Origin of the sequence: Vibrio sp. V03_P4A6T147 (assembly GCF_002241085.1) — a bacterium.
In the GTDB taxonomy this organism is placed as follows: domain Bacteria; phylum Pseudomonadota; class Gammaproteobacteria; order Enterobacterales; family Vibrionaceae; genus Vibrio; species Vibrio anguillarum.
This window is the reverse complement of record NZ_NDIO01000262.1, coordinates 1-9,848: the sequence shown is the minus strand read 5'-3', so window position 1 is coordinate 9,848 and position 9,848 is coordinate 1. Positions and strand designations below refer to the sequence as shown.

The 9,848-nt window shown below is 44.6% G+C and carries 10 protein-coding genes; 4 read left to right on the top strand and 6 right to left on the bottom strand.

From position 1 onward, the window contains the following. Both B9J84_RS10445 and B9J84_RS16230 read right to left on the bottom strand, forming a co-directional pair. The coding region (locus tag B9J84_RS10445; protein ID WP_094124078.1) for a formate--tetrahydrofolate ligase at positions 1 to 1,666 on the bottom strand (1,666 nt) is incomplete at its 3' end. A gap of 118 nt (positions 1,667 to 1,784) precedes the next feature. Beyond that, positions 1,785 to 1,928 (bottom strand): hypothetical protein, encoded by a 144-nt coding sequence (locus tag B9J84_RS16230; RefSeq protein ID WP_013867835.1) that lies wholly within the window; start codon positions 1,926 to 1,928, stop codon positions 1,785 to 1,787. 132 nt (positions 1,929 to 2,060) lie between these two features. Between B9J84_RS16230 and B9J84_RS10440 the strand changes: the two genes are divergently transcribed. Continuing rightward, positions 2,061 to 2,795, top strand: a complete 735-nt coding sequence (locus tag B9J84_RS10440) for an RNA methyltransferase (RefSeq protein WP_094124077.1) — start codon at positions 2,061 to 2,063, stop codon at positions 2,793 to 2,795. 127 nt (positions 2,796 to 2,922) lie between these two features. Here the strand turns inward: B9J84_RS10440 and fdxA are convergent, their stop codons facing one another. Next, the gene (gene fdxA / locus B9J84_RS10435; RefSeq protein ID WP_010318513.1) at positions 2,923 to 3,246 is read right to left on the bottom strand and encodes a ferredoxin FdxA; all 324 of its coding nucleotides are present in this window, start codon (positions 3,244 to 3,246) and stop codon (positions 2,923 to 2,925) included. A gap of 213 nt (positions 3,247 to 3,459) precedes the next feature. On the opposite strand from fdxA, the gene B9J84_RS10425 reads away from it, so the two are divergent. After that, entirely contained in the window at positions 3,460 to 5,079 is a 1,620-nt protein-coding gene (locus B9J84_RS10425; RefSeq protein ID WP_094124076.1) for an NAD(P)/FAD-dependent oxidoreductase, read from the top strand. A gap of 158 nt (positions 5,080 to 5,237) precedes the next feature. After that, positions 5,238 to 5,912: a pyrimidine 5'-nucleotidase gene (yjjG, locus tag B9J84_RS10420; protein ID WP_017045536.1), complete on the top strand. Its 675-nt coding sequence runs from the start codon at positions 5,238 to 5,240 to the stop codon at positions 5,910 to 5,912. A gap of 68 nt (positions 5,913 to 5,980) precedes the next feature. Here the strand turns inward: yjjG and rnk are convergent, their stop codons facing one another. Further along, positions 5,981 to 6,388, bottom strand: a complete 408-nt coding sequence (gene rnk, locus B9J84_RS10415; protein WP_026027712.1) for a nucleoside diphosphate kinase regulator — start codon at positions 6,386 to 6,388, stop codon at positions 5,981 to 5,983. A gap of 173 nt (positions 6,389 to 6,561) precedes the next feature. On the opposite strand from rnk, the gene phnR reads away from it, so the two are divergent. Next, positions 6,562 to 7,272, top strand: coding sequence for a phosphonate utilization transcriptional regulator PhnR (gene phnR / locus B9J84_RS10410; protein WP_094124080.1), 711 nt, complete (start codon positions 6,562 to 6,564; stop codon positions 7,270 to 7,272). Positions 7,273 to 7,398: 126 nt separating this feature from the next. Here phnR and B9J84_RS10405 read toward each other — a convergent pair whose 3' ends face one another. After that, positions 7,399 to 8,190, bottom strand: a complete 792-nt coding sequence (locus B9J84_RS10405; RefSeq protein ID WP_017045538.1) for a siderophore-interacting protein — start codon at positions 8,188 to 8,190, stop codon at positions 7,399 to 7,401. A gap of 187 nt (positions 8,191 to 8,377) precedes the next feature. After that, positions 8,378 to 9,848: peptide MFS transporter (locus B9J84_RS10400; RefSeq protein ID WP_404206996.1), on the bottom strand; the 1,471-nt coding region annotated here is incomplete at its 5' end.

The following is a 9,848-nucleotide window of genomic DNA, read 5'->3' as shown; positions in this document are numbered from 1 at the left end:
TCACGTTGCCGCATAGCGCATAGATAAAGCCAGCACCCGCACAGAGTTTTAATTCGCGGATCGGTACATCAAAACCTTTTGGTGCGCCTTTAATCGCAGCGTTGGTTGAAATTGAAAGCGGCGTCTTCGCCAAACAGACAGCAAGTTTACCGTAACCTTGCTCTTGCATGTTGTGCATTTGACGTCGTGCTTTATCACTAAAAGTGACGCTTGCCGCGCCATAGCCCTTTTTCGCTACGGCGTTGATCTTATCTTCGATCGTGTGCTGTGCTTGGTATAACGGTGTGAACGTACTCACTTTTTGACACTGCTTAATGACTTTGGAAGCAAGCTCAGTCGTCCCTTCGCCTCCAAGAGCAAAACCTTCACTCAGTGCAACCTCTACCTGGTAGGGTAGTGCGTGAATCATCATGGCGAGCTGCTCAAGCTCTTCTTGGCTGTCTTGTGGAAAGCGGTTAATGGCAATTACGGCGGGTATTCCATACTTACTCACATTTTCAATATGCCATTTGAGATTTTCAAAGCCGGACACCAACGCGGCATGGTCTGGCTGAAATAGAGTGTCGGGAACTGGCTGGCCGGGACGCAATTCATACAGACCAGAGTTCGCTTTTAAGCCGCGAAGTGTAGTGACGATAACGGCGCAATCTGGCGCTTTCCCAGATGTCGCGGCTTTAATATTGCACGCCTTTTCAAATCCCATATCAGAGCCAAAGCCGCCTTCTGTTACAGTAAATTCGGCTAATCTTGTAGCGATGTCATCGGCGATAATAGAAGAGTTACCGTGAGCGATATTGGCAAAAGGCCCGGCGTGAATCAGTGTCGGTACGCCTTCTAACGTTTGCATTAATGTAGGTTCAATCGCCTCTTTCATACTGACAGCCATCGCCCCAGCGACTTGCAAATCTTCGGTGGTAATCGGTGTACCATGGTGACTATAGGCGACGACAATCCGCCCAATCCGTTGACGCAGATCGTTTAAGTTTTTGGCTAAGGCAAGAATCGCCATTAGCTCAGAAGCCGCTGAAATATCAAAACCGTCTTCACGCTCAAAGCCATTGATTGATTTATCCGTTTCATTTCGGCCAACGGTAACCATGCGCAGTGCGCGATCGTTGTGATCCATCACTCGCTTCCAAACCACATTATTCGGGTCGATACGCAGTGCTTTCATTGCGGTGCGCTGCTCGAAATCGTCATAACCAAGGCGCTGTTCGTGATAGATCCGGGCATCTATCGCCGCTGCCGCTAGGTTATGCGCGGCTGTGACGGCGTGGATATCACCAGTGAGATGCAAATTGAGCTCTTCCATTGGTGCCACTTGTGAATAACCGCCGCCAGCGGCTCCGCCCTTAACACCAAAGATTGGTCCCATTGAGGGTTGACGAATACATGCCATCACCGAATGACCCAATTTTGCCATTCCTTGTGATAGTCCTATGGTCGTGACGGTTTTTCCTTCCCCTAATGGCGTTGGGGTAATAGCAGTCACAAGGATTAACTTTCCAACCGTTTGTGTTTGCAAACGTTCAAGGCAACTTAATGAAATTTTGGCCTTAAAGCGGCCTTGGCTGTGGAATTCGCTGGCGGTGAATCCTGCTTTGTTAGCGATAGCCTCTATGGAGGTTAATGAAGTGGCGCGGCAAATTTCAATATCAGGCAGCATAAAACCCTCATTATTTAGTATTGTACGGGTTGGGAAAACGTTTGCGTCGCGATAATAACGTCAAAAAATGGGTTGTAAAGTTATTTAATGAGTGGATTATAAACTAATGTCTGAGCTTTTAGCTCGATTCTTCGTTCTCTTTTGTGTCATTGTCGTTGGGCTCTTTATGATGATCATCTTCAAGTTGATCACTATCTTGTTGATCATAATGCTTGACGACAAAGGGGGTTAACATAACGGAAGAGGGAAGAAAACGTTTCATATGGATTTCCTGGTTTGTTAGTAACTGAACATATGGTATTGAAACTCGACTTACACTGCTTTAGCTCTGACGGCCTTTACTCTATAATGCGGCGTTTTTACTAGGCCAACCTTACCTCACTGCGGATATTTTATGATTTCAAAAAACCAACTGAAACTACTTCGTGCTTTAGGCCAAAAGAAACAGCGCAAGGCTCATGGCCTGTTTTTAGTGCAAGGCGAAAAGAACGTGTTGGAATTGATTAACAGCCAACTGACGGTAAAGCAGGTTTTTGCCACTGCGGAGTTTATCGCACAAAACCGCGTTGAGCTTAGTGTTTTTGAATGCATTGAGGCCACATTAGATGACTTAACCAAAGCCAGCACTTTGGTGAGCAATAATGCGGCAATCGCCGTCGTTGAAATCCCCGAAGTGACGGTGCCTGAAGCGAAAGGATTGATGATCGCTCTCGATGGTGTTTCTGACCCCGGTAATTTAGGGACGATTATCCGTGTCGCTGATTGGTATGGCATTAAATACATTGTCACTAGCCATGATTGCGCCGATCCATACAATCCGAAGACCATCAGTGCCACCATGGGCAGCTTTGGGCGTGTTACGGTGAGCCAAGTGGATTTGGGTGCTTATTTACAGAGTTCAAATCTACCTGTTTATGGGGCTTTTTTAGAAGGTGAGAGCGTACATCATACGAAATTTGCAGCAGAAGGGATTTTATTGATGGGCAGTGAATCACATGGTATTCGTGCCGAAGCGGCTCAATATGTTACCGACAAAATCACCATTCCCGCCTTCGGGGGAGCTGAGTCACTTAACGTAGCAATGGCTACGGGTATTATTTTGGATAACCTGCGCCGCCAACATCACTAGATCAAACCAAGATCACTCGGTCAATAAGTAAAGCTTAAAAGTTGTTGCTTTGGATTGTCGTCAAAAAGCGTGATAACGGATGCCGTGTTTGCGCTTTTTTTATAACGCTAGTTATAAGAAGAAAAGACTACTTCTCTAACATCCCCAGTTTGTTTGGCACGCCATTCCATTTTTCAGCATCATCCATGGCTGGTTTGACTTCGGTTTGCACCGGCCATATGTCGGCAAGCTCAGCATTGAGTTCGATGTAAATCTTCTGATCTTCTGGGAGTTCATCTTCTTGAAAGATAGCTTGAGCTGCACATTCAGGAACACATAAACCGCAATCAATGCATTCAATGGGGTTGATCACCATAAAATTGGGGCCTTCGTGAAAGGCATCTGCAGGGCATACCGCGACACAGTCAGTAAATTTACATTGGATGCAATTATCCGTTACGACAAACGCCATGATGATCAGCTCTTAGTTAGTCAAAAATGAAGAATGGGGATAATACGCATCCCAAGTTAAATTTCAACATCCAACGCTATGAATATCTAGCGTAACGTGTGATGAATTCGGGATTTAGTATGACAGATAACGCTATTTCCCGTAAAATGCGCGCCATTGTGAGCGGGCCGCTTGCGGCTTTGGCTAAGACACCGACTAAAACGAGACACCGACATGATACGTTTAACCGAAATTAAACTTCCTTTGGACCACGAGGAAGGGGCAATTTTTGCTGCTATTACTGAAAAACTTGGTATTGCTGATGAACAAGTTCTTTCATTCAATATGTTTAAACGTGGCTACGATGCTCGTAAGAAAACGAAAATCATGCTGATTTACACGCTAGATGTGAGCGTGGAGAATGAAACAGAGTTGCTTGCTCAGTTTGCTGACGATCCGCATGTGAAAGTGACGCCGGATATGGAGTACAAATTCGTTGCTCAAGCGCCAGCGAATCTTACTGAGCGCCCAGTGGTGATAGGCTTTGGCCCTTGTGGTCTATTCGCAGGACTGATTCTTGCTCAAATGGGGTTTAACCCAATCATTGTCGAGCGTGGTAAAGAAGTGCGCGAACGCACCAAAGATACCTTTGGTTTTTGGCGTAAACGTACATTGAATACTGAATCTAACGTGCAGTTTGGCGAAGGTGGAGCGGGGACTTTTTCTGATGGAAAACTCTATAGCCAAGTGAAAGATCCTAACTTCTATGGTCGTAAGGTCACTACAGAATTTGTCGCTGCGGGCGCACCTGCTGAAATCATGTACGTGAGCAAACCGCACATTGGTACGTTCAAATTGGTGACCATGATTGAAAAAATGCGAGCCAAAATTATCGAATTAGGCGGTGAAATTCGTTTTAGTACTCGTGTTGATGACATTCACATCGAAGAAGGGCAAATTACTGGGCTTACGTTGTCAAATGGTGAAGAAATTAAAACGCGTCATGTTGTCCTTGCCGTCGGTCATAGCGCACGTGATACCTTTGAAATGCTGCATGAACGTGGCGTTTATATGGAAGCCAAACCCTTTTCAGTAGGGTTCCGTATTGAACATAAACAATCAATGATTGATGAAGCGCGTTTTGGTGCGAATGCGGGTAACCCCATTCTTGGTGCGGCGGACTACAAATTGGTTCACCACTGTAAGAATGGCCGCACTGTTTATAGCTTCTGCATGTGCCCCGGTGGCACGGTAGTGGCGGCTACTTCTGAAGAGGGGCGCGTTGTGACCAATGGCATGAGCCAATATTCTCGCGCAGAACGTAATGCTAACAGTGCGATTGTAGTGGGTATTGATCCTGAACGTGATTATCCCGGTGATCCGCTAGCGGGCGTGCGCTTCCAACGTGAGCTTGAATCAAGAGCTTATCAGCTTGGCGGCGAAAACTACGATGCGCCAGCACAAAAAATTGGTGACTTTTTACAAGGTCGTGATCCGAGTGCGTTAGGTGATGTCGAACCCTCTTTTACACCCGGCATCAAGTTGACAGATATTTCAAAAGCGTTGCCTGATTTTGCCATTGAAGCCATTCGTGAAGCGATCCCAGCGTTTGATAAGCAGATCAAAGGATTTGCCTCTGATGATGGTTTGTTAACTGGAGTAGAAACTCGCACGTCATCACCTATTTGCATTAAACGGGGTAAAGATTTCCAAAGCATCAACCTGAAAGGCTTTTATCCGGCAGGTGAAGGTGCAGGTTATGCGGGCGGGATTTTATCAGCAGGCATTGATGGTATTAAAGCGGCCGAAGCATTGGCACTTTCTATGGTTAACGAAGCTGAAAAAGCATCATAATTTGCAATATTAAGCATAAGAAAAGGCTCATTGGAGCCTTTTTTATTACAGGGACGATTAGATTCGTTATCAAATTGAATTTTAAAAGTTTCTTCTGATAGAGATTATCATTTAACTAAAAACAATCTAAACTAGCCCGAACATTATGAGGAGAGATCATGAAGTACGACTGGATTTTATTTGACGCTGACGAGACCTTGTTTCATTTTGATGCTTTCAAAGGTATGCAGCTGATGTTTGAGCGCAAAGGAGTGTTGTTTACTGAACAAGATTTTGCGCAGTACCAAGAAGTTAATAAACCACTGTGGGTCGATTACCAAAATGGTGATATCACGGCGGCGCAGTTGAAGCATACTCGTTTTGCAGAGTGGGCAGAAAAGCTCGCGACGACAACCACGGAATTAAACAGCGCATTTCTTGAAGCCATGGCAGATATCTGCACTCCACTACCAGGAGCAAAAGAGTTATTGGATGCCCTTACAGGTCGAGCGAAACTTGGCATCATTACTAATGGTTTTACCGAACTTCAAGCGATTCGTTTGCAAAGAACGGGGATGAGTGAATACTTTGACCACGTGATTATTTCAGAAGAGGTTGGTGTAGCGAAACCTGATCACGGGATTTTTGCCTACGCGTTAGACAAAATGGGCAACCCTGCTAAAAATCGTGTATTGATGGTAGGAGATAACCCGCATTCCGATATTCTAGGTGGCTTGAATTTTGGTATTGAGACCTGTTGGCTAAACTCTACTGGCGCAAGTGCTGTTGAGGGTATTGAGCCACACTACCATGTGCGTTCATTGCACGAGCTTAAAGATATTTTGGTCGCATAATTATTTACAATGATGTGGCTTGGGGTGTGGAGTGATGATATCGACCTCCACACCAACAAATCGATTCGTTAGCGGTTGAATTCACCGTCACGCTCAGGTTGATAAACTACATCAAGAATCTCAATCACTCTTTCTCTACCACCTGGCATTGGCCAACTTAGCTGTTGACCAACAGCTAGGCCCAACAATGCACTGCCTACTGGGGCAAAAACAGAGATATCTTGACTGCTTTTCACTTCATGCGGATACACAAGATTTTTTTCGATCACTTCATCACTGTCGATAAACTTGAAGCGTACGGTCGAATTCATGCTCACCACATTATTTGGCATCTCTTGCGGGGCGACAATGGTGGCTCTATCCAACTCAGCCTCGAGCTTTTCTAACTCTGGCGTTAGTTTAGGCATGCCATCCAGTAATGCGGATATTCTGTCCATATCAAGGCTTGAAACTAAGACAGGTGCTAAGTTTGACATTTTTAATACTCCAAAAAGAAATACCGCCCAAAAGCTAGGCGGTATAAAAATTAACGTCAATGTTATTGCGATTCAGGCTATGACATTAATCTTGTTCGACATAGAATGCAAATAATACGGTATCAGTTTGTTATGAATTTAGCATGCACGTATTTAGGCTGGGAGTGGATGTTGTGCAGTACGTAAAAATTAAAGATGTGATTGTTGAACAAATCGATGCTGGCATGCTTGCCCCTCGTCAAAAATTACCCCCTGAACGAAAACTTGCAGAGTCGTTTAATACCACACGCGTTACCCTGCGTGAGGCTTTGTCTCTGTTGGAAGCGGATGGCAAGATCTACCGAGAAGATCGGCGAGGTTGGTTTATTTCTCCCGAGCCGATACGTTACGACCCAACCCAAACTCTGAATTTTACCAACATGGCTTTAGCACAAAACCGAGTACCAAAAACGGAACTGATGATGGCAAAAGCGCTATTAGCCAATAAACAAGCATCGCTCTTATTGGGATTGAAGCCGTTTTCGGATGTTTACCAAATTGATCGTGTGCGTTATTTAGAAGATCGCCCCGTGGTCTATGTGACGAATTACGTGCGCCCTGAATTGTTTCCCAACTTGCTGACTTTCGATTTGTCTCAATCACTGACGGATATTTATCGCGACCATTTTGCCGTGGAGTATCAAACAGTCCGTTATCGAATTACCACTAGCTCTTTGCTTGGTCATATGGCGCAAGCGCTACGCGCTACATCAGGCACTCCGGCGATGGTCGTTGAGCGCATTAATTATAATCAACAGGGTGAACTGATCGATTGTGGCATCGAATACTGGCGACATGACGCGATTTGTATTGAGTCGTTAGCCAAGCTAACCGTGGCCAGCTGAGGCTATGTCCATTAAAACTAGGTCCGTTAAAGCTAGGTCTGTTAAAGCTATGTTCGTTGAAAATTGAGCGCATTCAATGAAAAAGGCGACCTCTATTAAGTCACCTTTTTACTGTGTTATTGCTGTTTATGACTGAGTTTGTGCATCCGTTTGTTTGAGCTGTTTATGCCCATCTTCACTGACGCCACGTTTCCAGTAGCTGCTGATATAAATATAGTCTTTGGCTATCTCTTTTTCATTGCGAAAATACTCTCTTAGCGCGCGCATGGTATCAAATTCACACGCACACCATACCGAGCCATTCTCACCCAGCCAATTTTTCTCGATAACCGAAGTCGCCAAATTGGTGCTGCTGTCTTTCACTACCCAAGAGATCTCTATGTTCTCCGGAGCCTGTAGTGCCTGTTTGTCATCCACATGCTCAATTTCAATTACTGCATAACCTTTTGCATCACGCGGTAAGCGTTTTAATTGAGCTGCAAGGGCAGGGATCGCGGTCATGTCAGCGGCTAAGAAAAACCATTTCCCATTGGGATTCAACCCTTGAGCTTTACCTGGGCCAGCGATTGAAATCGTATCGCCAATGGCCGTATGCATCGCCCATCTGACTGCAAATCCACACTGCTTATCTTCCGCCTCATGCCGTACAAAATCGATTTCAATGCGATTGTTGGTCGTATCAAAGCTTCGAATGGTATAAGTGCGCATTATTGGGCGCTGATCAGGGGTTAACCGTGACAAATCAGTGCCACCATCTTCACTAAACAACAGCTTGATATAATCGCCTTCGTTTTCAAGTGTAAAATGCCCAATTGAGTCACCCTGTAACGTAATGCGTTGCAGGGAAGGCGAAATTTGCTGGCTATCCGCAACCGTGAGTGGATAGAAAGAGCGTTTAGGTTCTGTTTCTTTTTTCATTATTCTCTAGATTACCGTTTTGTCTTTTGTAGGTATAACCTTAAACTGAGTGCTCAATTGATTCAATGATAATAACTATCATTTACGTTATTTTACTTTGAAGAGATGGGAATATGTAACTTTGCAGATAAAAAGCCCCATACGCATAATGGTATGAGGCTTAATAATGTTCACATTTTGCTGATGTTTAAACTTCGTTAGGTGCAACTTCTGCAAGTTCATCCCGTTCGTTCATTTTTGATGCTTCAAGCATTTTTCGAACAACTAATGAAGCGACGATGGCCACTGCTACCATCACTACGGCTAAGATCGTGAGCATTTTAAAGTAGTCGCCATAAACGCTTTGGACGATATGCTGACTGATCACTTGACCTTTTTCTAATGCAATGGAGGTTGAGAACACCGCACCCACAATGCCGCTTAAGGCGATGGCGACTGAAAAGAGGCTAACCGAAAAGTTTTCGATGTGCTTGGGAGCCACTGACAAAATGAAGGCCACTACTAAACTACCAACAATGACTTCCGCAAAAGCTTGGAAGAAGTGGATCATCAAAAAGACTTCTGGTCTGATGACAACATCAGCACCAATATTCATGACTGCCATGGTTAAAATGCCAAATGCAATGGCGGTGAAGATGAATGCAAAGCCAATTTTAGTGGCTGTTGAAAAATTAATGCCTCGCTTTTCCAGTGAAGAGAAAGTCATAGCAATGACTGGCCCAGCAACAATGCACCACAGTGGGTTCATCGCCATTGATGCTTCAGGAGCGATTGGAATTAATCCAAATAAGTCACCACGCATCGTATTAATGGTTACCATGGTCATGGAGGTCATCATTTGCCCGTAATAGACAAAGAAACAGGTGGTGAGCACCGTCATGATAAGAATAGTGCCCATTTTCAAGGTATCGGATCGATTCGCTTTACACATCAAAAAGATGAAGTAAAAAATGGCAGCCACACCAATGGCATAAACGATGTTTTGACCGATGTCCATATTAGAAAACATGAAGAAAACTAGCCCAACCATCGCGCATGATACTGCACAAAAGGCGAGCCAGTTTTTCACGCTTACGGGAGCTTGATCAATCTCAGCTGCAGCATTCACTAATGATTTTTTAAACACAATTAAAGTGGCAAAGGCGAACGCTGCCAAAATGGCTGAGAGCATAAAGCTACCGTGAAAACCGATCACTAAAACAAACATCGGGAATAAATATTGACCAAGTAATGCCCCCACATTGTTTACCGAATAATTGACAGGGTAACAGTTTTCAAAATGTTCTTGGGAGCTAAAAGTGCGTTTATATAAACTGGGGTAAGAAGGAGACATTAATCCGCGTGCGTAGCTCGCTAAAGCGATGCCTGCTAATGCCATCGCGACGTTGGTTGTTGAGGCACCCAGCACCAGTAGTGTGTAACCAAGAGCAAAAGCGCCGTAGGCAATGGTTAATGAACGATAAGCGCCAAGGAACTTATCGGCAATAAAACCACCAGCGATCGCAAAAAGGGGGCCAATGGATGAAAATGCTCCTACCACCATCATGGTATCGGCTTCGTTATAATCCAAATCTTCTAGAAAAAAACGGGTTAGGATAACCATTACCCCGTAAAATGATAAGCCAAACATCATTTGGCAGAACATCATTGATTTATTG